This is a genomic window from Acidaminobacter sp. QWL-03 (assembly GCF_058683855.1).
In genome coordinates, this window is the sequence record NZ_CM178752.1 from 3493215 (window position 1) to 3516820 (window position 23606).

General features: G+C 46.2%; 20 protein-coding genes and 1 riboswitch. Of the genes, 19 read left to right on the top strand and 1 reads right to left on the bottom strand.

The annotated features are described in order from the left end of the window. Nucleotides 1-264: 264 nt before the first annotated feature. Nucleotides 265-381, top strand: a riboswitch (glycine riboswitch). A gap of 203 nt (nt 382-584) precedes the next feature. From gcvT to AC4PHM_RS16195, 11 genes are all read left to right on the top strand, one after another. Next, the gene (gcvT, locus tag AC4PHM_RS16145) at nt 585-1688 is read left to right on the top strand and encodes a glycine cleavage system aminomethyltransferase GcvT (RefSeq protein ID WP_492018744.1); all 1104 of its coding nucleotides are present in this window, start codon (nt 585-587) and stop codon (nt 1686-1688) included. Between the two features lie 29 nt (nt 1689-1717). Beyond that, nucleotides 1718-2095, top strand: coding sequence for a glycine cleavage system protein GcvH (gene gcvH / locus AC4PHM_RS16150; RefSeq protein WP_291404656.1), 378 nt, complete (start codon nt 1718-1720; stop codon nt 2093-2095). Nucleotides 2096-2220: 125 nt separating this feature from the next. Continuing rightward, a complete protein-coding gene (gene gcvPA / locus AC4PHM_RS16155) occupies nt 2221-3561 on the top strand; it encodes an aminomethyl-transferring glycine dehydrogenase subunit GcvPA (RefSeq protein ID WP_492018745.1) in 1341 nt (446 codons plus the stop codon). Nucleotides 3562-3564: 3 nt separating this feature from the next. Beyond that, nucleotides 3565-5031, top strand: coding sequence for an aminomethyl-transferring glycine dehydrogenase subunit GcvPB (gcvPB, locus tag AC4PHM_RS16160; protein WP_492020529.1), 1467 nt, complete (start codon nt 3565-3567; stop codon nt 5029-5031). A gap of 154 nt (nt 5032-5185) precedes the next feature. Continuing rightward, the gene (locus tag AC4PHM_RS16165; RefSeq protein WP_492018746.1) at nt 5186-6037 is read left to right on the top strand and encodes a bifunctional 5,10-methylenetetrahydrofolate dehydrogenase/5,10-methenyltetrahydrofolate cyclohydrolase; all 852 of its coding nucleotides are present in this window, start codon (nt 5186-5188) and stop codon (nt 6035-6037) included. Between the two features lie 246 nt (nt 6038-6283). Then, complete coding sequence (locus AC4PHM_RS16170; protein WP_492018747.1) at nt 6284-9718, top strand: pyruvate carboxylase; 3435 nt, start codon at nt 6284-6286, stop codon at nt 9716-9718. Nucleotides 9719-9898: 180 nt separating this feature from the next. Further along, complete coding sequence (locus AC4PHM_RS16175) at nt 9899-10552, top strand: HD-GYP domain-containing protein (RefSeq protein ID WP_492018748.1); 654 nt, start codon at nt 9899-9901, stop codon at nt 10550-10552. An 83-nt stretch (nt 10553-10635) separates the two neighbouring features. Then, nucleotides 10636-11580 carry a phosphoglycerate dehydrogenase gene (locus AC4PHM_RS16180; RefSeq protein ID WP_492018749.1) on the top strand — a complete coding sequence of 315 codons (945 nt, stop codon included), beginning with the start codon at nt 10636-10638 and terminating at the stop codon, nt 11578-11580. Nucleotides 11581-11596: 16 nt separating this feature from the next. Then, nucleotides 11597-12340 carry a phosphatase gene (locus tag AC4PHM_RS16185; protein WP_492018751.1) on the top strand — a complete coding sequence of 248 codons (744 nt, stop codon included), beginning with the start codon at nt 11597-11599 and terminating at the stop codon, nt 12338-12340. A 28-nt stretch (nt 12341-12368) separates the two neighbouring features. Continuing rightward, the gene (rlmN, locus tag AC4PHM_RS16190) at nt 12369-13436 is read left to right on the top strand and encodes a dual-specificity RNA methyltransferase RlmN (RefSeq protein ID WP_492018752.1); all 1068 of its coding nucleotides are present in this window, start codon (nt 12369-12371) and stop codon (nt 13434-13436) included. A 144-nt stretch (nt 13437-13580) separates the two neighbouring features. Then, complete coding sequence (locus AC4PHM_RS16195) at nt 13581-13994, top strand: ATP-binding protein (RefSeq protein ID WP_492018753.1); 414 nt, start codon at nt 13581-13583, stop codon at nt 13992-13994. A gap of 185 nt (nt 13995-14179) precedes the next feature. Here AC4PHM_RS16195 and AC4PHM_RS16200 read toward each other — a convergent pair whose 3' ends face one another. Then, complete coding sequence (locus AC4PHM_RS16200) at nt 14180-14419, bottom strand: hypothetical protein (RefSeq protein ID WP_492018754.1); 240 nt, start codon at nt 14417-14419, stop codon at nt 14180-14182. A gap of 276 nt (nt 14420-14695) precedes the next feature. Between AC4PHM_RS16200 and AC4PHM_RS16205 the strand changes: the two genes are divergently transcribed. The 8 genes from AC4PHM_RS16205 to AC4PHM_RS16240 all read left to right on the top strand — a co-directional run bounded on the left by AC4PHM_RS16205 (nt 14696) and on the right by AC4PHM_RS16240 (nt 23562). Continuing rightward, the gene (locus AC4PHM_RS16205; RefSeq protein ID WP_492018755.1) at nt 14696-15121 is read left to right on the top strand and encodes a universal stress protein; all 426 of its coding nucleotides are present in this window, start codon (nt 14696-14698) and stop codon (nt 15119-15121) included. Between the two features lie 167 nt (nt 15122-15288). After that, nucleotides 15289-17013 carry a 5'-nucleotidase C-terminal domain-containing protein gene (locus AC4PHM_RS16210; RefSeq protein ID WP_492018756.1) on the top strand — a complete coding sequence of 575 codons (1725 nt, stop codon included), beginning with the start codon at nt 15289-15291 and terminating at the stop codon, nt 17011-17013. Between the two features lie 156 nt (nt 17014-17169). Continuing rightward, nucleotides 17170-19950: a UPF0182 family membrane protein gene (locus AC4PHM_RS16215; protein WP_492018757.1), complete on the top strand. Its 2781-nt coding sequence runs from the start codon at nt 17170-17172 to the stop codon at nt 19948-19950. A 209-nt stretch (nt 19951-20159) separates the two neighbouring features. Beyond that, entirely contained in the window at nt 20160-20846 is a 687-nt protein-coding gene (locus AC4PHM_RS16220) for an HAD family hydrolase (protein WP_492018758.1), read from the top strand. A gap of 23 nt (nt 20847-20869) precedes the next feature. Next, on the top strand, nt 20870-21715 hold the full coding sequence (locus tag AC4PHM_RS16225; protein ID WP_492018759.1) for a GTP pyrophosphokinase: 846 nt from the start codon (nt 20870-20872) through the stop codon (nt 21713-21715). A gap of 51 nt (nt 21716-21766) precedes the next feature. Then, entirely contained in the window at nt 21767-22480 is a 714-nt protein-coding gene (locus AC4PHM_RS16230) for a metallophosphoesterase (RefSeq protein ID WP_492018760.1), read from the top strand. Beyond that, nucleotides 22477-23043 (top strand): DUF6648 family protein, encoded by a 567-nt coding sequence (locus AC4PHM_RS16235; RefSeq protein ID WP_492018761.1) that lies wholly within the window; start codon nt 22477-22479, stop codon nt 23041-23043. The genes AC4PHM_RS16230 and AC4PHM_RS16235 overlap by 4 nt, the downstream gene beginning before the upstream one ends. A 90-nt stretch (nt 23044-23133) precedes the next feature. Continuing rightward, entirely contained in the window at nt 23134-23562 is a 429-nt protein-coding gene (locus tag AC4PHM_RS16240; protein ID WP_492018762.1) for a thioesterase family protein, read from the top strand. The last annotated feature ends 44 nt before the right edge of the window (nt 23563-23606 follow it).

The following is a 23606-nucleotide window of genomic DNA, read 5'->3' on the forward strand; positions in this document are numbered from 1 at the left end:
CTTTGAGTCTCCTTTCTGCTTTCGTGAATGAAATCATCATAGCTGTTATTTGACGAGTCGTCAAGGTGAGGCAATTTGGCAAAGTATGACGATTTTGAATCTGAGGTGGTGTGAATCTATAGACCTGATAACTTGAAAATAGCTCGTTGATTTGTAGAAAATTGACAGAATTGAATGAGAAGTAAAATAACAGTTGTCCAAAGTCAGAGGATGATGTATAGTCTTTATAGATTATGAATTCAGTATTAGTTAAATATTTTCTAGATGATTGAAGTCTGAGATCATTCCGCAGCATTTTGCTGGCGGGGTAGCCGAAGGAGAAATGGGATCGTCCGCCAGATGATGTCAAAAACTCTCAGGCAAAAGGAAGGCTTCAGGATAGGTCTCTGAAAAGCCGCAAGAAGCGGCGCCGAAGGAGTAAAGCTCTCAGGCAAATCAACAGAGAACGCAACACGGGCAAACCCTGTCGTTGCGTTCTTTTTTATTGTCATTTTCTTCACAAAAAATGCGACAGGTTATTGTGTTAGTCTTACTTAAATTGGGTACAAATTAGTCAGTCCACGATTAATGGGAGGGATGTAACAATGTCAGAGCTCAAGAGAACCTCGCTGTATGAATCACATCTTAAAGCGGGCGGAAAGATCGTCGAATTTGCCGGCTGGGAGATGCCAATACAGTATGAAGGCCTCGTAGTGGAGCACGAAGCGGTCAGAAACAATGTCGGTATTTTTGATGTATCTCACATGGGCGAAGTTTCCGTCAAAGGGAAGGACGCTGAGAAGTTCGTCAACAACCTGGTCACCAATGATGTCTCGCAGCTCAACCCTAATCAGATCGCTTATGCCATGATGTGCAACGAAAATGGCGGTGTTGTGGATGATCTTCTGAACTACAAATATTCAGAAGACCATTATTTCCTCGTCATCAACGCTTCCAACGTCGACAAAGACTTTGCCTGGATGCAGAAGCAGGCAGCTGGTTTTGACGTAGAGCTTGTGAACTTGTCAGATGGTATGAGTGAAATTGCTGTTCAAGGTCCAAAAGCGCAAGCGCTTCTTCAGCGTTTGACAGACACAAATCTCGATGAAATTGGATTTTTCTACTTTAAAGATGGCGTCAAAGTCTGTGGCTTTGACACAATCGTATCTCGTACCGGTTACACAGGCGAAGATGGTTTCGAAGTCTATCTGAGCCATGATGCTGCTCCGGTTGTCTGGGAAGCGCTTCTCAAAGAAGGTCAGGATCTAGGCGTTAAGCCAGCTGGTCTCGGCTGCCGCGACACACTCCGCTTTGAAGCTGGACTTCCGCTCTATGGCAATGAATTCGACGACAACATCAGCCCGCTTGAGGCAGGCTTAGGATTCTTTGTCAAGCTGGATTCACCTTTTATTGGCAGTGATGTTCTCGTCAAGCAAAAGGCTGAAGGATTGGCTCGCAAAACTGTAGGTCTTGAAATGGTTGACAGAGGCGTTCCGCGCCACGGCTATGAAGTCGCTGTCAACGGCGAAGTCATTGGACATATCGCAACAGGTTATACTTCCCCAACACTTGGAAGAACCATAGCAAATGCTTTAGTCGACGCTAAGTACTCAGAGATGGGCACGGAAGTGGATGTTATCATCCGCGGCAAAGCTGCCAAAGCAAAAGTTGTAAGCAAGCGTTTCTATACTAAACAATATAAAAAATAAAAAAACATAATTAGACGGAGGGATTTTTGATGAATGTTGTAAAAGGACTGTACTATTCTGAAGATCACGAGTGGGTAAAAGTTGAAGGCGGCAAGGCGAAAGTTGGCGTTTCTGATCATGCGGCACACCAATTGGGCGACATTGTTTACCTCGAACTCCCAGAAGTAGGTGCAGAACTCAGCGCAGGTGATGTTTTCGGCGTCATCGAATCCGTTAAAGCGGCTTCTGATTCTTATTCCCCTGTTTCCGGCGTAGTTACGGCTGTCAACGAAGAGCTTGCTGACGGACCGGAAGCAATCAACTCTGATCCATATGAGAGCTGGATTTTTGAACTTGAACTCAGCGACGCGTCTGAGCTCGAAGGCTTGATGACTGCTGAGGCTTACGAAGCGTTTATCGCTGAATAATCGCTGATAACGTCTTAAGCTGCGTTAATTGTGCGAATTAAAAGCGACACGAATTCTTCGGAATTCGTGTCCGCTTGTCTAGTGCGCAAAAAGCGTACTTTAACTTTGATTATAGGAGGTTGGACATGCATAAATTCATTGCCAACACGGAGCAGGATCGCCAGGACATGCTCAAGGTGATCGGTGCACCGTCCATTGAATCGCTGTTTTCTGATATCCCGGAAAACCTGCGCTTCACTGGTGAACTGAACCTCGAACCAGGGTATTCAGAAATTGAAATGATGGATCAGCTTCAGCAGTTATCCTGCCTGAACAAATCCATTGATCAGCTTGTTTGCTTCCGTGGCGCGGGCGCATATGATCATTACATTCCTACAACGATCAAGCATTTGGCTGGCCGTTCGGAATTTTTTACAGCTTACACGCCATATCAGCCTGAAATCAGCCAAGGCACTCTTCAGGTTATCTTTGAGTACCAGTCCATGCTGTGTGAACTCACCGGTATGGATGCTTCAAACGCGTCCATGTATGATGGTCCTACGGCAGCAGTCGAGGCAGCTATTATGGCGGCAACTATCAAGCGCAAAAAGAAAGTCGTCGTTTCAAAGGGCTTGAATCCAGAAGCGAGAAGCGTCATGAAGACCTACTTCCACTTCAGAGACTACGAAATGGTCGAAGTTGAGCTCGAGAACGGCAAAACCAACCCTGAGACTCTCAGAGCAGCTATGTGTCCTGACTGCGCCGGCGTTATCATCCAAAACCCTAACTTCCTGGGTATGGTAGAAGATATGCACGCCCTCGGCGCAGTGGCTAAAGAAACAAAGTCAGTCTACATTGCCTATGTGGATCCAATTTCACTGGCAGTTCTCGAAACACCGGGCAATTATGGTGCGGATATTGTTATTGGTGAAGGCCAAGGTCTCGGCAACGTCATCAACTTTGGCGGTCCTTACCTCGGCTTCCTCGCGACGCGTTCAGAGCACGTCAGAAAGATCCCTGGCAGAATCGTCGGCCAATCTGAAGACGTAGATGGCAAACGCGCCTTCGTTCTGACACTTCAAGCCCGTGAACAGCATATCCGCAGATACAAAGCGACTTCCAACATCTGTTCCAACCAAGGTCTTAACGTTCTGATGGGCTCTATTTACATGGCGACCATGGGCAAAGAGGGCCTCAAGGAAGTTGCAAAACAGTGCTTTGACAAAGCGCAGTACACTTATGATAAGCTGATCGCAACAGGCAAGTTCAAGCCTGCTTTCGAAGGCAGAGGCTTTTTCAAAGAGTTCACTTTAGTCAGTGATATTCCTTTTGAGAAAATTGACCAATATTTGATCGACAATGGCTTCCTTGGCGGGTTCTCTTTAGCTGAGGATTATGGCATCGAGGGCGGCCATCTCTTCTGCGTGACCGAAAAGCGGAGCAAGGCGGAAATCGATCGACTTTGCTCAATGCTGGAGGTGATGTAGATGATGAGAGTTTATGAAAAACTGCTTTTCGAAATTTCCAAAGAAGGTCGTAAGGCATACTCGCTTCCTGCAACTGGGGTTCCATCTGTAGACATGTCATCTGCTATCGCGCCTGAGCTTCTCAGAAAAGAAGACGCTCAGCTTCCTGAGCTGTGTGAAGTGGATGTCGTAAGACATTACACCGGCCTTTCCAACAAGAACTATGGCGTAGACACAGGTTTCTATCCGCTTGGCTCCTGTACTATGAAATATAACCCAAAAATCAATGAAGACGCAGCTTCTGTGCCAGGTATGTCCAGACTTCACCCATATCAGCCGGATTCAACACTTCAGGGTACGCTGCGCATGATGCATGAGCTTTCTGACATGCTGGCTGAAATCGCAGGGATGGACAGCGTCACGCTCCAGCCTGCTGCAGGCGCTCACGGCGAGCTCCTCGGCCTGTTCCTGATCAAAGCCTACCATCAGCACAACAACGATTTCAAGAGAACCAAGATCATTGTCCCTGACTCCGCTCATGGTACAAACCCTGCAACTGCTGCAGTAGCGGGCTTTGATATCGTTGAGATCGAGTCTGAGGCAGATGGCTCCGTCAACGTTGAAGCGTTGAAAGCTGCTTTGAGTGATGAGGTTGCCGGCTTCATGCTGACCAACCCAAGCACCCTAGGCTTGTTCGAGAAGAGCATCAAGGAAATCGCGGAACTCGTTCACGAAGCCGGTGGTCTCCTTTACTATGACGGCGCCAACATGAACGCCATCATGGGCAAGACGCGACCTGGCGACATGGGCTTTGACGTTATGCACTACAACCTGCATAAGACATTCTCCACGCCTCACGGCGGCGGTGGTCCAGGCGCGGGTCCAGTAGGCGTCAAGAAATTCCTCGAGCCATTCCTTCCAAAACCTGTGGTCAGTTTCGCAGACGGCAAGTACTTTATGGATTATGACCGCCCGCTTTCCATCGGCAAAATTAAAGGCTTTTATGGCAACTATGGCATCCTCCTTCGCGCCTATACTTATATCAAGACTATGGGTCGTGAAGGTATTAAGGAAGTCAGTGAAACTGCTGTCTTGAACGCCAACTATATGATGCACCGCCTGAAGAAGGACTTTGACCTTCCTATGGACAGACTTTGCAAGCATGAGTTTGTTCTTGCCGGGGTCAAGGAAAATGGTATGGTTGTCAGTACGCTGGACGTTGCCAAGCGTTTGCTTGACTACGGTTACCATCCGCCAACCATCTACTTCCCATTGATCGTCCACGAAGCGATCATGGTCGAGCCAACAGAAACTGAGAGCAAGGAAACCCTCGACGAGTTCTGCGACGCTATGATCAAGATTGCTCATGAAGCCATTGACTCACCTGAACTTCTCAAGGATGCGCCGCACGGCACGCCGGTCAGAAGAATCAATGAAGCGAAAGCAGCCCGTGACCTGATCCTTACCTACAAGGATTCAATCAAGGGTTAACAAGCGCTTCGGAAAGCAACCTATAAGCAAAACGGAGACGGTGCTGTAAGACTGATCCGTTTTGCTTTCTTTCTATCTTTTGGTCTAAACTTGGAGCCTCTAGCCAGCTTTGAATGGCTGACTTCAGGCCCACGCGACGGGAGGTCATTCAGTAATGCGTTTATTGGAAGGTAAAAAAACCGCTGAAGCAGTTAAAAAGCAAATCCTCGAAAAAGTTGAGTTTCTCAAGAGCAAGGCCATTGATCCAAAACTGGATGTCATCATCATAGGTGAAGATGACGCAGCTATGGCCTATGTGGGCATGATCGCAAGATCCTCTCAAAAATATGGCGTCGCTTCCGAAGTGGTAGCGCTTCCGGCGACGATTACCGAGGCGGAGCTTCTGGACAAGATTCGTGAGATCAACGCGGATAAGTCCGTTCACGGTCTGATAGTTCAAATGCCGCTGCCAAAAGGCATTGATGAGAAACGTGTCATAGAAACCATTGATCCGCTTAAAGATGTTGACGGCTTTCATCCCATGAACGTAGGCAATTTGTCTATTGGCGAGGATGGCTTCGTGCCGTGCACACCATATGGTATCTATAAAATGACGGAAATTGAAGAACTCGACTTTACCGGCAAGAATGTTGTTGTTCTCGGCCGCAGCAACATTGTCGGAAAACCGGCAGCCATGCTGATGCTTAGAAAGAACGCAACGGTGACAATTTGCCACTCAAAGACGAAAAATCTGGCGGAAGTGACCTCTAAAGCGGATGTGTTGATCGCGGCCATAGGCGTGAAGAAATTTGTGAAGCGCGACATGGTCGGCGAGGGCGCTATTGTCATTGATGTCGGGATTCACAGTGAAGACGGCAAGATCGTTGGCGACGTGGACTTTGAGGACGTTAAGGATAAGGTGTCCATGATTACGCCTGTTCCTGGGGGCGTTGGCACAACGACGATCGCGATGCTCATGCACAACGCTGTCAAAGCAGCCCATAAACAAAATGGACTTCAGTTCTAAGCTGAAAGCGGTCTATGCAAGACGGGTATAAAGATGAATCAAGGAGTGTACGTGCCTAGCGGACAAGTGTCGCTATGATGTCGTGCTCTCCTTTTTTTATTTAAAAATTAACTAAAAAAATTTTATAAAAATAAGCAAATGGGCTTGAAAACTTTATTTTATGCTGATATATTGATAGGAACATCTGAAAGCGATATACATATTTATAAATTAATATACAATATTATGATAGGAAAGGTGAGCAAAATGATAACAAAATTCAAGCGGGTCCTCGTTGCAAACCGCGGCGAAATAGCCATCCGGATCTTTAGAGCATGCAATGAGCTCGGCATCCGTACCGTGGCGATTTATTCGAACGAGGATAAAAATGCCTTGTTCAGACTCAAGGCAGATGAGTCCTATCTGATCGGAAAAAATAAAGGCCCGATCGAAGCCTATCTCGACATTGATGAAATTATTAAGCTGGCAGTGAAAAAAGGCGTTGATGCCATTCATCCTGGCTATGGTTTCCTATCCGAAAATCCTGAGTTCGCCCTGAAGTGCGCAGAAGCCGGCATTGCTTTTATTGGACCTACTCCGGAGATGATGCACCGCGTCGGTGATAAGATCAACTCCAAGCACGTTGCGGTTGCAGCAGGTGTTCCTGTCATTCCAGGAAGTGAGAAGCCCATCCGTACGGATGAAGAAGCTATTCATTTCGCAAATGAAGCAGGCTATCCTATCATGCTCAAAGCGGCTGCCGGCGGCGGAGGCAGAGGCATGCGGATTGTCAGGGAAGAATCGAAGCTCATTGAAGAGCTGCATTCTGCCCGGAATGAAGCCAGAAAAGCTTTTGGCGTTGAGGATGTCTTCATCGAGAAGTACCTTGAAGATCCAAAACACATTGAAGTTCAGATTTTAGGAGACGCCTACGGCAATATCGTGCATCTCTTTGAGCGTGACTGCTCCATCCAGCGGCGGCATCAAAAGCTGATCGAGTATACACCGGCGTTCTCCCTGCCGGAAGAGAAGCGCCTCGAAATCTGTCAGGACGCTATTAAGATCGCCGCTTCTGTCGCTTACAAAAATGCGGGGACCTGTGAGTTCTTGGTAGACCAGGACGGCAAGCATTACTTCATTGAAATGAACCCTAGAATTCAGGTTGAGCATACGGTTACTGAGATGGTCACCGGTGTCGATATTGTCCAGGCGCAGATCAGAATTGCAGAGGGGTACCCACTTGGTTCTGTAGAAATCAATCTGCCTAACCAGGACGCCGTTCAGATTCGCGGCTATTCCATTCAGTGCCGGATCACAACAGAAGATCCAGCCCACAACTTTGCGCCGGATACGGGTAAAATGGACGTCTACAGAACCGGCGGCGGCTTTGGTGTCCGGCTTGACGGCGGCAGCGGCTTCACCGGTGCCATCATCAGCCCATATTATGACAGTCTCCTCGTCAAGTCCACGACCTGGGGCAGAACCTTTGATGACGCTATTCGCAAGCAGATCCGCTCGATCCGGGAGATCACCATCCGCGGCGTGAAAACAAACGCAGCCTTCCTGATCAACGTGCTTAACCATGAGACTTTCAAGCGCGGTGCCTGTGATACCAACTTCATCCTCAAGAACAAAGAGCTCTTTGATATTCACGCCAAAAAGGATATTGAGCTCAGAGTCCTCAATTATATTGGCGAGAAAGTTGTCAATGAGACCAAAGGCTTTAAGCGTGAATACGACGTGCCGCTGGTGCCGAAGTTCGAGAAGAAAGTACTCTATGGCACAAAGCAAATCTTAAACGAGCGTGGGGCCGATGGTCTCGTGAACTGGATCCACGACCAGAAGAAACTCCTTCTCACGGACACCACCATGCGGGATGCCCATCAATCACTGATGGCGACTCGTGTCCGGACTCGCGACATGACTCGTATCGCCAAGGCGACCTCACACCTTGCGGAAGATCTTTTCTCACTGGAAATGTGGGGTGGCGCAACCTTTGATGTCGCCTACCGTTTCCTGAAAGAATCGCCATGGGAGCGCCTTGAAATTCTGCGTGAGCGCATCCCGAACATCCTGTTCCAAATGCTTCTGCGCGGCGCTAACGGCGTTGGCTACAAAAACTACCCGGACAACGTGATTCGTGAGCTGATTCAAGTATCGGCAGCCAAAGGCATTGACGTCTTTAGAATCTTTGATTCCCTGAACTGGATCAAAGGCATGGAAGTTGCCATTGACGAAGTCATAAAGACCGGGAAAATCGCAGAAGCCACAATCTGCTACACCGGAGATATCCTCGATACATCCAGAGACAAGTACTCCCTCAAATACTATGTAAATATGGCCAAAGAGCTGGAGCGCATGGGTGCCCATATTCTTGCCATCAAGGACATGTCGGCGCTTCTTAAGCCGTATGCGTCCTTCAAACTGGTCAAAGCCCTCAAGGATGAAATTTCCATTCCAATTCACGTGCACACGCACGATACGACGGGCAACGGCGTCGCGTCCATGCTCCTGGCGGCTGAAGCCGGCGCGGATATTGTCGACACCGCCTTTAACAGCATGTCAGGGGTCACCAGCCAGCCTGCGCTGAACTCTATTGTCGCGGCACTGGAAAACACAGAGCGGGATACAGGTATCAGCCTGAAATCCATTCAACTCCTCAGCGACTACTGGGCGTCTGTCAGACCGGTATACTCTCAGTTTGAGTCGGATCTCAAAGCGGCAAGTACTGAGATTTACCGCTATGAGATTCCAGGCGGGCAATACTCTAACCTGAAGCCTCAGGTGGAAAGCTTTGGCCTCGGCCACCGCTTTACCGAAGTCAAGGAAATGTTCCGAACCGTCAACGACATGTTTGGGGACATTGTCAAGGTCACCCCTTCCTCTAAAGCAGTTGGGGACATGGCGATCTTCATGATTCAGAATGAGCTTACAGAAGAAAACATCTACGATAAAGCTAAAGATATGGCATTCCCGGATTCGGTCGTCGCGTACTTCCAAGGTATGATGGGACAGCCACAAGGCGGGTTCCCTGAAAAGCTTCAAAAGCTGGTATTAAAAGATATCCAGCCAATTACCTGCAGACCGGGCGAATTGCTTGAACCGGAAGATATGGACGGCATCAAGGCTATGCTGGAGACCAAGTACAAGCGTGAATTCTCCGAGGCGGAAGTCATCAGCTATGCGCTTTATCCTAAAGTCTTTGAAGACTATCTCGATTGGGTCGCTAAAAACGGCGATTTCAGCAGAATGGGAAGCGATGTCTTCTTCCATGGTCTCGCCGAGGGTGAAACCTGTGAGGTCGAGCTCGAAGTCGGCAAGACTATGGTCATCAAGCTCATTGAAATAGGAAAGCTGGATGAAAAGGGCAATAGAACAATAGATTTCGAAATCAATGGCAATCGCAGAGAAATCGAAATTAAGGACAAGACGAGCAAAATGACCGTGACAGAGTCTTATTCCGCAATGGCGGATCCCTCCAATCCCTTCGAAATAGGCTCATCTATTCCCGGGACCGTCACTAAGCTTCTGGTGAAGGAAGGGGAAACGGTCAAGGCCGGTCAAACCGTTGCGGTTGTCGAGGCTATGAAGATGGAGACCGCGGTGACATCGCCAGTAGATGGCAAGGTCGCTAAAATCAACGTCAGTCTGACGCAAAGCGTTAAATCGGGCGAGCTATTAATTGAGCTTGTCGGACATTAGAACTTAAAATGCGGGGAATTGGTATCAAAGCCAATTCCCCGTTTTTTTATTATTTTGGCGTGCTTTAGAAGAAAGTTTGAGAAAGGATGATATTCCATATATTGACAATACGTGCTGGTTCGAGTACCCTTAAAGTATTCAATTACTGATCTGATTTGAACTCTCATCTCTTGAAATGGAGTGGTTTCCCTGACTGAAAACGAAGTCAACCCATACAGCTTCAAAGACTTGTCTGCCATGGTCCGGGAAGCCCAAGCCAGCGGCTGCGAAGCGGAATTAATGGAGGGTGTTGTCAGCCGGCGGCTGGATGCCGTCCTCTATTCTAAAGAAACCCAGGAACATATCGCCCGAGTGGCAGCTTGTTCTGCAGAAATCGCGGCCGCTATGGGACTCCCGGACGGAGAAGTTCAATTGATAAAAAAAGCGGCGGTTTATCACGATGTCGGAAAACATGAAGTACCGGATCCGCTGCTGACCAAACCAGGTCCTCTGACGTTGGAAGAGAGAAAAATTATGGAGACCCATGCTGCAAGAGGCTGGTCCTATCTCATGGTGTCCATCTCACCAATTTATCAGGCCGGTGCTGTGATTGCCAAACAGCATCATGAACGCTGGAATGGCTCAGGTTACCCAGAAGGTCTGAGAGACCGCCAAATTCATTTATACGGTCGAATCGTCGCGGTGGCAGATGTCTATGACGCACTCGTCTCAGACCGCGTCTATAAAAAACCCTGGCCTTTGGACCAGGTTCTTCGCCATTTCTCTGAGATGAGTGGCATCTTATACGACCCTGAAGTCATTCAGGCTTTTCTCAGCTTGCATGGCAGGCTTTGAGTATGGCGCTTAAAAACAGGTGAATGCATAGGCCGAACCCGTGATATAATAGACTAAAATCTGCTTAAAGGTGGCGGACGACTATGAAACTGCTAATGACTTATGACTACGGCGTACAGGCAATGGCTGAGATTCGAGCCCTGGGACATGAAGTTTTGTACATCAAGGAGTCCGAGCTTGAAACTTCTAAGCATGATCTTAGCGACATTGAGGTACTGGTATGCTATAACCCGTTCAAAGAATTGGACCTGGATGTCATGCCTGCGCTGAGGTACATCTTATTGTCCTCTATTGGAATTGATCAACTTCCGGCAGAGCGCGTGACGGCTCGAAATCTGGTGGTGACAAACAACCGCGGCGGCTATTCTAAACCAATGGGTGAATGGATTGTCTGGAATCTGCTGAGCGCATTTAAAAACAGCGCCTGGTTTTACAATCAACAGAGAAAGAAAGAGTGGAAAATCACAACCGACGTCTTGGAGCTGGTCGGAAAGACCATCGGCTTTCTCGGCACAGGGACTATTGCTCAGGAGGCAGCTAAACGTCTCAGTGGTTTCGAAGTGCGCCGGATCGGGCTGAATACTCATGGAAAGCCCCATGAAGCATTTGATCAGGTTTACAGCGCGGACGACAAACTTGAGCTTGCCAGGTGCTGTGACGCTGTGGTGATCGCGCTGCCCCAGACCGCGCATACAGAACACTTCGTGGATCAGCAATTTATGGACCACATGAAACCGGATGCTGTTCTCATCAATATTTCCAGAGGTGCGGTGCTGGATGAGGCAGCTCTATTGATGGCACTTGGAAAGGAACGCTTCAGAAGTGTGCATTTGGATGTGTTCGATCAGGAGCCGCTGCCTAAAGACCACCCGCTGTGGGGCATCGACCGCGTGCACATCACACCCCACAATTCATGGATTTCGGAGCAGCGCAACAACAGGCGCTTTGAATTGATCCTGGAAAACCTGAGGCGTTTGGCCGATGGTCGGCAATTACTCAACATCGTGGACGTCAGACGTGGCTATTGAGAAAGGTTGTGGCACAATGAAACTGGTACTGGATTGTCATGTCCATACTTATGCAAGCGGACATGCTTATTCTACAGCGAAAGAGTATATGGATGCGGCAGTCGAAAAAGGACTGGAACTGATTGGATTTTCAGATCATGGACCTGCCATGCCCGGTGGACCGCATCCTTTTCATCATGGGAACCAGCAAGTCATCCCAAGGCACTATAAAGGCGTGACACTTCTTCGGGGAGCTGAGCTGAACATTATTGATTTTGAAGGCCGGATTGACCTTGAGGAAAGAATTCTCAAGCGGCTGGATTACGTCATAGCGGGATTTCACGACGTCTGCCTTGAGCCGGGCAGCCAGGCCCAGAATACAGAGACCCTCATCAAGGTCATGCAGAATCCTTATGTGGACATTCTCGCGCATACGGGGAATCCTCGCTGGCCCATCGACAGGGAGGCCGTTATTGAGGCGGCTGCCGCAGCCGGTAAGATCATTGAAATAAACAATTCCTCATTTACGAACCTGGGGAGAAAGGGCAGCAAGGATAATTGTTATAAAATTGCAGAGCTGGCGTGTCGTCACAATGTCAGGATGATTGCCTCCAGCGACTGCCATATTGCCTTTGATTTGGGGAAATTTGACTATGCGGCCAAACTCTTTAAAGAAGTTGGCGTGCCAGAATCGCTCATCATGAATACCGAGGCATCAAAGTGGCTGGGATACCTGGCTGATAAGGGCAAGGTAAAAGATTTAACAGAGCGGTCTGTATAACGTTGGCAAACTATTAGGGGGGATGACGGTGAAATCAAGTATCAACATTATGACCAAGGATAGGCCTGAGCTGCGCAGGCTGACGCTGCAGGAAACGATTCAATTGACTGAATCCCTTGGAGAAAAGAAATTCAGGGGGAGACAGGTATACGCCTGGGTCCACAGAGGTGTAAAAACCTTTGACGAAATGACGGATTTGTCCCAGAGCTTCAGACAAAAACTTGCGCAGCATACTGTTCTGGATAATATGAAATGTGTGGATGCGTTGACATCAGGCAATGATCAAACCACCAAATATCTCTTCAAGTTGAATGATGGCAATGTCATAGAGTCAGTGCGCATGGTCTATCGGCATGGTGTTTCTGCTTGCTTGTCCACACAGGTGGGATGCCGTATGGGTTGTACCTTCTGCGCTTCTACACTTGACGGCATGGTCAGGAATTTGACCGCCGGAGAAATTTTGGGCCAACTGCTTGAAATTCAAAACCTGGGCGGCGCCAGAGTATCCAGCGTCGTTTTAATGGGAAGCGGTGAACCGCTGGACAATTTTGACGAAGTCACCAGATTCATTGAATTAGCGAGCTCAGAAGAGGGGTTAAAGTTGGGACAGCGTCACATGACGCTTTCGACCTGCGGGATTGTTCCCGGTATCAGGGCGCTTGCAAAGAAGCACTATCAAATCACATTGGCGGTGTCGCTGCACAGCGCAGAGGACGCCAAGCGTTCAGAGCTGATGCCTGTGAACAGAAAATATCCTGTCAGCGAAGTATTTAAAGCTTGTGATGAGTATGCCAGCGAAACCGGCCGGAGGGTCACTTATGAATACGCTTTAATCAAGGGAGAAAATGACCACGAGGAAGAGGCTCTCAAGCTCGCTAAAGCGTTAAAAGGCAAGCTGTGTCATGTTAACCTGATCCCTGTTAATCCCGTGGCAGAACGTGGCTACAAAGCTTCAAGCGACTTGTCGGTCAAACGGTTTTCAGAGGTACTTAAACGCTCCGGGATTGAGACCACAGTAAGAAGAGAGCTTGGCAGCGATATCAATGCTGCTTGTGGACAACTCAGAAAATCCTATCTGGACGAACCGAATGAGTAGTGTTCAGTAATCATCACTCAATTAAGCGAATGAAATTGTCAGAAAATATTTTTTCGTTCATGAAGGACATACTTTGAAGGAAATCGAATATTATGGGTATACTTACGTTAAACCATCCACCCAAATTAAGAGGAGGAGATTGACATGTTTTCATTAATCGTAGGGAACCGTGGCAGTGGAAAAACAAAGATGTTAATTGATATGGCAAACGAAAGGGCAAAAACTTCCAGCGGCTCCAGCATTTTTATTGACGCCGACAAGAGTCACATGTATGATCTGCCCCACAATGTCCGTTACATCAGCACCATAGAGTTGCCTTTGCAGTCAGCCCAAGAATTCTTCGGATTCATTTGTGGTTTGATGGCGAGTGATTATGATCTGGAGAATTTATACATTGATGGTCTAAAAAAGACCATGAAGGGCAGCATGGATGAAATTGCAGAAAACATTAAACGCGTGGAAGCTTTCGCAGAGGTCAGCAATGTTAAGGTTGTGGCAACGGTGACCTGTGAAATGGAAGAAATTCCAGAAGAACTTAAAAAGTACATTAAGGAATAATTTAAAATTGAATGTTACCGCCTTTGGTTCAACGTCAGATCATTTAGTTGAACAGTCAAAAACGGTTAAAACGCCCCTGAAGACGCTTTATGAGGTCGCTTCAGGGGCGTTTTTTATTGAGCTGATTGACTTTCAGGGGGTGCAAGCGGTTGTCAGACATCCGCTTGCATCCGTCTTTGCATGCCTTAAATAAAGGCTTTGCCGAGGAATTTACGGATCAGGTCAGGATCGCTGAAGTCATCCAGTTCAATTTCGCGGCCATCCTCTTCAAAATAGACAATGACCTTGGTATTGCCTTCTTTAAATTTTTTTGCGACGGTTTCTTCGCTGATTTCTCTGACCTTGTTGTCATGATGTCTGATCTTGACGAATTCTTTTACGAAATGGCTTCCGGTGAGCCCGATCACTTTTGTATAGGTTTGCATACGTTCCCTCCCGATTGATTGAAAAGCGCAGACTTTCTCGCCTAAATCTATTATATGACAAAACTGAGGGGAGTGGAAAAAATTCAGAAAAGTAAAACAGATTAAATAATAATTAAAAGGTAAGAATCGAGGTCAAAGTTTGGTATAATAAGTATGAAAATGTGTACAAAACGGTGACCATCGGCAAATTTTTTAACAACTGCCTTTTAAGTCGATTGGGAATGGACAAGCAATAGATCACATAGAGCACCAGACGACATTTGGAAGGGGTTAGACATGGTAAACAGAAGGAAAATCATGGTCTGCGTCACCCAGCAGAAATCATGCGAGCGTCTCATCAAGCGAGGGGCGGAACTCTGTAAGCCGCAGGATGAATTGCTGGTCGTTCATGTTGTAAAAGAAAACTGGCGCTATTTCGGAAAGTTAAAAGAAGCTGATGCGCTTGAATATCTTTTTGACATATCAAAGGCATATGATGCGGCCCTGTCGGTCATCAAGGATATGGATATTGAAGGCGCGCTCACTAAGTTCGCCTATGAAGAGCAGGTGGATATCATTGTGATGGGCGAGTCCCTTGAAACCACCAAGCAGCAGAATATGATCAACAGACTGGAAAATAAATTGAACAGAGATGTCACCATTGAAATTGTACCACTTGAATTTACCGCAGAACAAGGTGTCGCTCTGACGGCGTCTATATAAGCATTTCACGTCAAAAGCCCTCTATAGAGGGCTTTTTTAATAGATAGTTTTAGTTCGTTTGGCGGGCGATTGGGAAATAAAAACAAGTGTGATGTTTTGTTCATCCAAATTGTGGTATGAATAGGATGCCGGTAATTTAGTCTGTCTGATTAAAAGGAGGGAACTGAATGAAACGCAATCTGAGTATGCTGCTGATTTTAATTCTCGTATTTTCAATGACGGGATTTAATTTTGCAGCTGAGAATGAATCTGTCGAAATTACGATCTTCCACACCAACGACGCCCATGCCAGAGTGGAATCCAGCGCTACAATTGTTGGATATGCAAAAATTGCCTCACTGGTAAATAAGGCGAAAGCTGAAAATCCCAATGTAATGCTTTTGGATGCAGGTGACGCGACCCATGGGCAGACCATTGCCACCCTTGTAAAAGGTAAAAGCATTGTAGATATTTACAATGCAGTTGGCTATGATGCCATGACACTGGGCAATCACGATTTCAACTATGGCAAAGAACGGTTGCTTGAGCTTGAAGACATGGCAAACTATCCTTTCCTTGCAGCAAACGTGATCAATGAAGATGGCACGCCTTTTGTGGACCGTTATATCATCAAAGAAATGGAAGGCGTCAAAGTGGGTGTTTTCGGTCTTGCAACCCCTGAAACCTATTACAAATCCCATCCGGATAATACCAAGGGACTGAAGATCGAAAATCCAATAGAAGTCGCCAAAGCAATGGTTGCTGAGCTTGAGGACAAGACAGATATTATTATAGTCTTGTCACACCTCGGACTCGAGCCTGCGTCAGAATTCACAGACCGTATGATCGCCTATCAGGTACCAGGTGTGGATGTCATTATTGGCGGACATAGCCACACGCGTTTTTCAACCGGCATCATCAACAATGGCGTCAATATCGTCCAAACCGGCGGGTACAATGAAAGCCTGGGAAGAATTGATATTACTTGGAGCGCCGGTGAAATTGCTTCCGTTAAACCTTATCTGATTCCTGCGGCGTCAGTCGTTGACCTGGGTGAAGACGAAACAGTTAAAACTCTGATCACAACGCTCAAAGGTGAGCAGGATGTCGTGACTTCGGTCGTTGTAGGGAACACTCCGGTAGAACTTGTAGGCACTAGGGAATTGGTCAGAACCGGCGAAACCAACTTGGGCAATCTGATTACTCAGGCCATGATTCACGCGACGGGCGCAGAGGTTGCCATAACCAACGGAGGAGGCATCCGGGCGTCAATTGATGTCGGAGACATTACCGTAGGAGAAATTTCTACAGTCTTGCCGTTTGGCAACTACATTGTAACAAAATCCATTTCCGGAGAAGATCTTTTGAAAGCCATTGAACATGGTTTGACGGATTATCCTAACCAGATGGGTGCTTTCCCGCACATCGCAGGGATCAGAGTACAGTTTGATCCATCGAAAGAAGTGGGCAAGAGGATTGTAACCGCAACCGTGGACGGAAAAGCGGTGGACCCGGCCCGCATGTATTTGACAGCTACAAACGATTTTATGGCAGCTGGCGGTGACGATTATCAAATGTTCAAAAAATACCCAGAGGCAGGTCTGTTTGTAGCACTGGACGAAGCACTCGTGAAGTACATTAAGGAAGTCGGCGTCGGAAATGCCTCAGTCGACGGCAGAATTAAAGTCTATGACGGCCCGGCAATAGTGACACCAGCGCCTGCACCCGCACCTGTGACACCTGCACCTGGAACACCGGGAACAGAAAGTCACTACACTGTCGTCTCGGGAGATTCTTTGTACCATATTGCTTTAAAATACAACACAACGTGGCAAAAATTAGCTGAGTACAATAAACTCAGCAATCCTAATTTGATCCTGCCAGGCCAGATTATTCACATTCCGACCATGTAGCGAATAGTAAAGAGAGTCTATTTATCAGTCAAGCCCTTAATGAGAGTCGGTTTATACCCAACCGGCTCTCATTTTTTTCTTGAAGTGTGAGGCATTTGTGTGGTGGTTGTTTATTCGGGGTATCAACTTATTGAAACCTTGAAAGGGGATGCCCTTATGAAAAAAGAATGGAACAAGATTTTACCGCCAATTTTGGGCGCGGTGCTGTTGCTGCTTGTTTTCGGTGATCAGATTTTAGCTTTTGCAGCGGACTATCAATGGTTTAAAATGTTGGGTTACACTGAAACCTTCTTTGTTGAAATCAAGACAAAAATGATGATTTGGATCCCGCTTTCACTGATCCTCTCAGTGGCTCTCAGTCTGTATTTCATCAAATTATTCGACAAGTATATAAAATTAGGACAAATCTTTATTTCCAAGCCGGAGCTGACTAAGTCAAAAAGATTACTGGTAATGATATCTGTCGGATTGGGCATATTTTTGTCGTGGGTAGCGACCGGTGAGCTTTGGTTGAAAATATTATTCTATTTGAACAGAAATTCATTTGGCGTCGCGGACCCAATCTTTGGAAACGATGCCTCCTTCTATATTTTCTCAAAGCCTATGATTGAGAATCTGATGAGCCTCGGCATTTTCACAACCCTTGTGATTATTGTGGCGACACTCGTCTTTTATTCTCTTGTATTTAAGCAATATCCGCCTTCAGAAGGTACGGTTTATTATTTGGACAGAACTGCGGGCATTCCAAACGTTATTGGTTTTTTCAAACGGGATATTTTACGAAACGCTGTGAAGCGACTCGCTACTTTGGGTGCTCTCTTTTTTGTATTGCTGGGAAGCTTCTTCCTGCTGATGACTTATGACCTCGTCTATTCTCCACGTGGGGCGGCTTTCGGTGCAAGCTACACGGATGTCGCGGTTACGCTGAAAGGGTATATCGCGCTGGCTATCGTTTCTTTTATCTCAGCTGTACTGTTTTTTGTAGGAATGATGAAAGAGAAAAAGCGTTTAATTGCAGCGGGTCCGGTCGCAATCGTGCTGATTGGCATTATCACTTCGGTCATCGCTTTTGGCGTTCAAAGATTAATTGTAGAACCGGATGAAATTTCAAAAGAGCAGCCCTATATTGAATACAACATAGCCTTTACTCAAAAAAGCTTTAATCTTGACCAGGTTGAGTCGAGGGAATTTCCTGTCAATCAGGAGCTTACTGCAAAAGATCTGGAAGAAAATGAAGCAACCATTCGAAACATCCGCATTAATGACGAAACGCCGCTATTGCAGACATTTAATCAGCTTCAAAGTTTGAGGCTGTATTACCAGTTCAGCAATATCAGTATGGACAGATATGTCATTGACGGGCAGTACAGACAAATCTTTCTGGCTCCAAGAGAGCTCAACGTCGAAAAATTGACGGATAAAGCAAAGACCTGGATTAATTTGCACCTGAAATACACGCATGGTTACGGGGTGGTCGCAGCGCCGGTCAATGAAGTTACGCCTGAAGGCCAGCCAAAGCTGATGGTAAAAAATATTCCGCCAACCACAGAGACAGATTTAAAGCTGTCAAGACCGGAGATTTATTTTGGTCTTCTGACCGATCAATATATTATTACGGGTACGGATGAGGATGAGTTTGATTATCCGAGCGGCTCAGATAATACAGAAACCCGTTATGAAGGGACTGATGGCATTACCCTGAGCGGGGCTAACAGATTGCTTTACGCGATAACTCAGCGCAGCTTGAGGCTGCTTTTTTCGGACAACATTACGGCAGACAGCCGAATCCATCACACAAGAGACATCATTGACCGCGCTTCCAAAATAGCGCCATTCCTAATCTATGAGAATGATCCCTATATGGTCATGAATCAGGAAGACGGCAAGCTCTACTGGATTGTGGACGCTTACACTGCCACGGCGGATTACCCCTATTCTCAAAGATACGGGTTTAAGGGCTATATTGTGAATTACGTTCGAAACTCGGTTAAAATTGTCGTAGACGCCTATAATGGCACAATTGATTATTATGTCTTTGATGAAAGTGACCCTATGATCCAGACCTACAATAATATTTACAAGGATTTGTTTAAACCTGCGTCTGAGCTTCCTGAAGGTTTGCAGAAGCATATCAAATATCCGCGGGACTTATTCGATCTGCAGGCAGAGGTATATCGTCTTTACCATATCAGCAATCCGGTCGTCTTTTATAACGGTGAGGATGCCTGGGATATTGCCAACGAAAAATATCTGGACCAGATTGAGCAAGCGAAGTCAAACTATGTCATGTTTAAGCTTCCTGAGGAAGAAAATGAAGAGTTCGCTTTGATTTTACCGTATACACCGCGTGAAAAGGCAAACATGACCAGCTTGCTTGTCGCGAGAAATGATGACGAGCACTATGGGAAACTTTATGTTTACCGTTTTCCAAAAGACAGAACCATTGATGGCCCTATGATGATTGAATCCAGAATAGATCAGGATTCAACTATTTCACCTCAGTTCACCTTGTGGGGCCAGGAAGGCTCAAATGTTCTGAGGGGTAATGTCATAGTGGTTCCGGTCAATAATTCGCTGCTTTATATTGAACCAATTTTCATTCAGGCAGACAATGTCAACAGTCTGCCGGAAACGAAGCGGGTAATCGTTGGGTATCGCGATAAGGTAGTGATGGAACAGACACTGGACCTGGCTTTGGAACGGATTTTTGGCACTGTCTCAGAAACAGGTCCACAGTTGCCGTCTGAAGGCGGTTTGCCACAGCCGGAGGGCGAAGATTTAGATGCTGTTCTGAATCAAGTCCGATCTGTCTATGACGAGTTAACGCGATCACTGAGTGAAATTCAAAAAATAATTCAGCAGTTGGAAACACAAATGGAAAGTCAGAAAGAGACAGCAACTGAAGGTGATGCGGCAGAACCGGCAGTGACGCCCTAGGTAAACTGGTGTTAAAAATTAACGATTGACCAGGGAGGGAATGAAATTTGCCTCCCAGTGCCCTGTAAATACTAAAACCAGTAGCCTATCTGGTTATAGTGGTTACAGGGTACTCATTTATTTGAGAAAATGGCAGTCATAATTTCGTGCTTGATCAGGCTAAGTTGGTGTATAATAATAGAGGTGTCATTTCAAAGGGGGGACGTCTCATGATCGGTCATCTGTTGATCTTTGATATTGACGGGACACTGATGTCATGTGGCGGAAGCGGCAGGAAGTCAATGAATGACGCTTTCTTGGAAGTGTTTAATATTGAAAACGGATTTGAAAAAGTTAATATGGCCGGGTGTCTGGACAGGGCGATTCTTAGGACTTCTCTTCAGATGCATCAGGTAAAACTGGATGATGAAGCCTCCTTTTTCAGTTTATACGGTTACCATTTAAAGAGAAATCTTCAGAATAATCCCGGTGTCATGGCTTACTCGGGCGTTCAAACGCTGCTTGAGGCACTCGCGGTTAAACCGGAAGTTCTGTGTACGTTGGGTACAGGCAATTGTGAAATAGGCGCATATGAAAAACTCAAAGCGGTTCACCTTCATGATCGATTCATTCTCGGTGGGTATGGTGACCACCACGATACCAGAGCGCAGCTGATTCAGCATGTCATTGATCAAGCGGAGTTTCGTTATGGTCATCAGCATCAGGGTTACAACACGGTTGTCATAGGGGACACACCATTAGACATAGAAAGTGGCAAAGCCGTTGGTGCAATGACTGTAGCAGTGGCAACCGGAAATTTTTCAAAAGAGCAGTTAGCTTTACATGCGCCTGATCTTTTGCTTAATGATTTGACGGACACAAACGAATTTCTTTTCCGTATAGGTTTAAGCGTCTAATAGTGCATTCGGGGGGTGGCATCATGGAGCATAAGGTCAGAGAATGGAAGCAGATCTTAATCCCATATGAACAGGCAGTGGAAGAGCTTAAAGTCAAATTTAAAGCAATCAGAAAAGAATACCGGGACATGAATGAGTATTCCCCTATTGAGTTTATTACCGGACGGGTTAAACGCATTTCAAGCATACTTGAAAAATGCAAAAGATATAACATCCCTGAAGAAAACATTGATGAAATGGAAGACATAGCAGGCATCCGGGTCATGTGTCAGTTTATTGATGACATTTACAAAGTGGTGGACTTAATTCGTGCGAGAGATGGAAAAGATCTCAAGATTGTTTATGAAAAAGATTATATTGGCAATCCGAAAGACAGTGGCTATAAGAGTTACCACATCATTATAAGCTATCCGGTACAGACAGCTTTTGGCACCAAAGAGGTTTTGGCAGAGCTTCAAATTCGTACGCTGGCCATGAATTTTTGGGCGACTATTGAGCACTCCTTGAATTATAAATATCAGGATAAGCTGCCTCTTGACATTAAGGCAAGGCTGAAAAAAACTGCGAATGCAGCGGCCATGCTCGATTTGGAGATGAGTGACATCCGTAATGAAATAATTAGGGCACAGCTCATGTTTGAACAAAAATCAAATTTGGTCAGTGATATCATGGAAAATCTGGAAGTTTTAATATCACTTGGGAGAAAAGCTGAAGCTTTCGAATTTCAGGAGAGATTTGACCTGTTGTGGGAAAATGGAAGCGAAAAAGAACTTGAAGAACTTTTACATGAAATCAAATTGACGCTTCCGAGATTCAGGATGTTTGAAAATGCTGATCGCGACCATGGAGCTGAATCTCCAAATCTATAAGGGTGCCTTGGACTCACCCTGCAAATCCAATGACAGTCACGGGGTGATTATGTGGCGCTTTATGCCATTGCAGACACGCATTTGAGCTTCACGGTTGAGAAACCTATGGATGTATTTGGCGGTGTTTGGACAGATTACATTGAAAAAATCAGAGAAAATTGGATAGCTCTTATTAAGCCCGAGGATGTTGTCATCCTGGCGGGTGACATAACCTGGGCGATGCGGCTTGAGGAAGCGGACGCAGATTTTGAATTTCTTGATCAGCTGCCAGGACAGAAGATCGTCTTAAAAGGCAACCACGATTACTGGTGGTCCTCAGTCAAGAAGATGCAGACGCGGTGGCCTAATTTTAAGTTTTTGTATAATAACTTTCAGGTCTATTACGACGTTGCCATATGCGGGACGCGGGGTTGGGTATGCCCTGGCAGCAATGGTTTTACGGATAAGGATGAAGCTATTTATCAACGGGAACTTCTTAGACTTGAAAACAGCCTGAAGCAATCAAAAACCGCCGGTTTCCAGAGAATAATAGGTGTACTTCACTATGCACCCACAAACGAAAAGATGGAGTCCAGCGGATTCACTGAACTCTTTGAACACTACGGCGTTGAATTGGTGGTCTACGGCCATCTCCATACAGAATTCGGATTTAAAGCAGGTATCAACGGGAATTTTGGCGGCGTGGAATACCGCCTGGTATCTGCGGACTACAGAGCTTTTATCCCCCTGCGATTATTGGAGGAAAAGAATGAGGAGAACTCATGAACGAGACAGACAATAGACTTTCTGGATCTGCAAAACTGCTCCTGACGGAGTTTTTCAATCAGCGGACCAATCTTATAAATCAGTTGGAATCCGGGGCGATCTCTAAGCGATATTATTTGGAACAGTGTCACTATTATTTTGAAAAGCGTGGGATCAGGCCCTTCAAACCCCGAGCGTCAACTTTTGAAGAAGGCCTGATGAATTATCAGTATCACAATACTTATGCGAAATTCTACAAAATGATGATAGATGAAAGTTATACGGCAGCTTATGCAGAGTTGAAGACGTTTGAGAAAAAAATGGATGACCATTACCTCCAAAAGGACCGTGCGACACAGGAAATGCTGGAGCTGGTGGACTATATCAACGTAGAGGCTTATTACCTTGAAATGAGGTCGGAGCGGCTTTCCGGAAAGCTTTTTGAAATAGTCTTCACCGACCGCCCCATGGCGATCCTCCATTCCATGGATGTCAGAATTCAACGCAAACTCAAAATGCAAGGCTGTTTTTTAGAAAGTCCCAAGAGATCGTTGATTGATGATTATGTGAATACAAAGTATTAATATGCGAAAGATCATACCAAAAATGAAAAATTAGCGTAAGGCCTCAACTTTTGGTTATCTATATAGTAGAAGTCGAAAGGAGGAATCAACATGATCAATGTTCCTGTTTTTGAACCGGGAGAATTCCTGACAATCCAAAAAATCGTTACCGAGGATGACACTGCAATCCACTACGGCTCCGGCGCACTCGACACCCTGCTCGCAACACCAAGTCTCGTTGCTTTAATGATTGAAGCAGCCACCAGGCTGATCGACAGTCGACTTCCGGAAGGTTATGTTTCTGTTGGCAAGACACTATCTGTAACCCACGAAAAACCGACTGTTTTAGGTGAAACAGTAACCATCAAGGTTTCTGTCGTCAGTCAGGAAAGCAACTATATCCAGCTTGAGACGGAAGCATTTGATGAAGAAGGGATTATTGGACACGGCAAACTGGACCGTTTTGTTGTCAATAAAATCAGACTAATGGAAAAAGCCACAGAAGACGCGCTGTCAAGTCAAATTGGTGTAAACGTCTGATTCGGCTTCCGTTTAAGGAAAACAGTCAAAATAATTTTTAGCCT

Coding starts and splice junctions, on each gene's coding strand:
- AC4PHM_RS16180 (WP_492018749.1), top strand. CDS start 10,636: ATGAAACTGCTAATGACTTATGACTACGGCGTACAGGCAATGGCTGAG.
- gcvPB (WP_492020529.1), top strand. CDS start 3,565: ATGAGAGTTTATGAAAAACTGCTTTTCGAAATTTCCAAAGAAGGTCGT.
- gcvH (WP_291404656.1), top strand. CDS start 1,718: ATGAATGTTGTAAAAGGACTGTACTATTCTGAAGATCACGAGTGGGTA.
- AC4PHM_RS16210 (WP_492018756.1), top strand. CDS start 15,289: ATGAAACGCAATCTGAGTATGCTGCTGATTTTAATTCTCGTATTTTCA.
- AC4PHM_RS16200 (WP_492018754.1), bottom strand. CDS start 14,419: ATGCAAACCTATACAAAAGTGATCGGGCTCACCGGAAGCCATTTCGTA.
- AC4PHM_RS16185 (WP_492018751.1), top strand. CDS start 11,597: ATGAAACTGGTACTGGATTGTCATGTCCATACTTATGCAAGCGGACAT.
- gcvT (WP_492018744.1), top strand. CDS start 585: ATGTCAGAGCTCAAGAGAACCTCGCTGTATGAATCACATCTTAAAGCG.
- AC4PHM_RS16205 (WP_492018755.1), top strand. CDS start 14,696: ATGGTAAACAGAAGGAAAATCATGGTCTGCGTCACCCAGCAGAAATCA.
- gcvPA (WP_492018745.1), top strand. CDS start 2,221: ATGCATAAATTCATTGCCAACACGGAGCAGGATCGCCAGGACATGCTC.
- AC4PHM_RS16165 (WP_492018746.1), top strand. CDS start 5,186: ATGCGTTTATTGGAAGGTAAAAAAACCGCTGAAGCAGTTAAAAAGCAA.
- AC4PHM_RS16220 (WP_492018758.1), top strand. CDS start 20,160: ATGATCGGTCATCTGTTGATCTTTGATATTGACGGGACACTGATGTCA.
- AC4PHM_RS16195 (WP_492018753.1), top strand. CDS start 13,581: ATGTTTTCATTAATCGTAGGGAACCGTGGCAGTGGAAAAACAAAGATG.
- AC4PHM_RS16235 (WP_492018761.1), top strand. CDS start 22,477: ATGAACGAGACAGACAATAGACTTTCTGGATCTGCAAAACTGCTCCTG.
- AC4PHM_RS16215 (WP_492018757.1), top strand. CDS start 17,170: ATGAAAAAAGAATGGAACAAGATTTTACCGCCAATTTTGGGCGCGGTG.
- AC4PHM_RS16225 (WP_492018759.1), top strand. CDS start 20,870: ATGGAGCATAAGGTCAGAGAATGGAAGCAGATCTTAATCCCATATGAA.
- AC4PHM_RS16240 (WP_492018762.1), top strand. CDS start 23,134: ATGATCAATGTTCCTGTTTTTGAACCGGGAGAATTCCTGACAATCCAA.
- AC4PHM_RS16170 (WP_492018747.1), top strand. CDS start 6,284: ATGATAACAAAATTCAAGCGGGTCCTCGTTGCAAACCGCGGCGAAATA.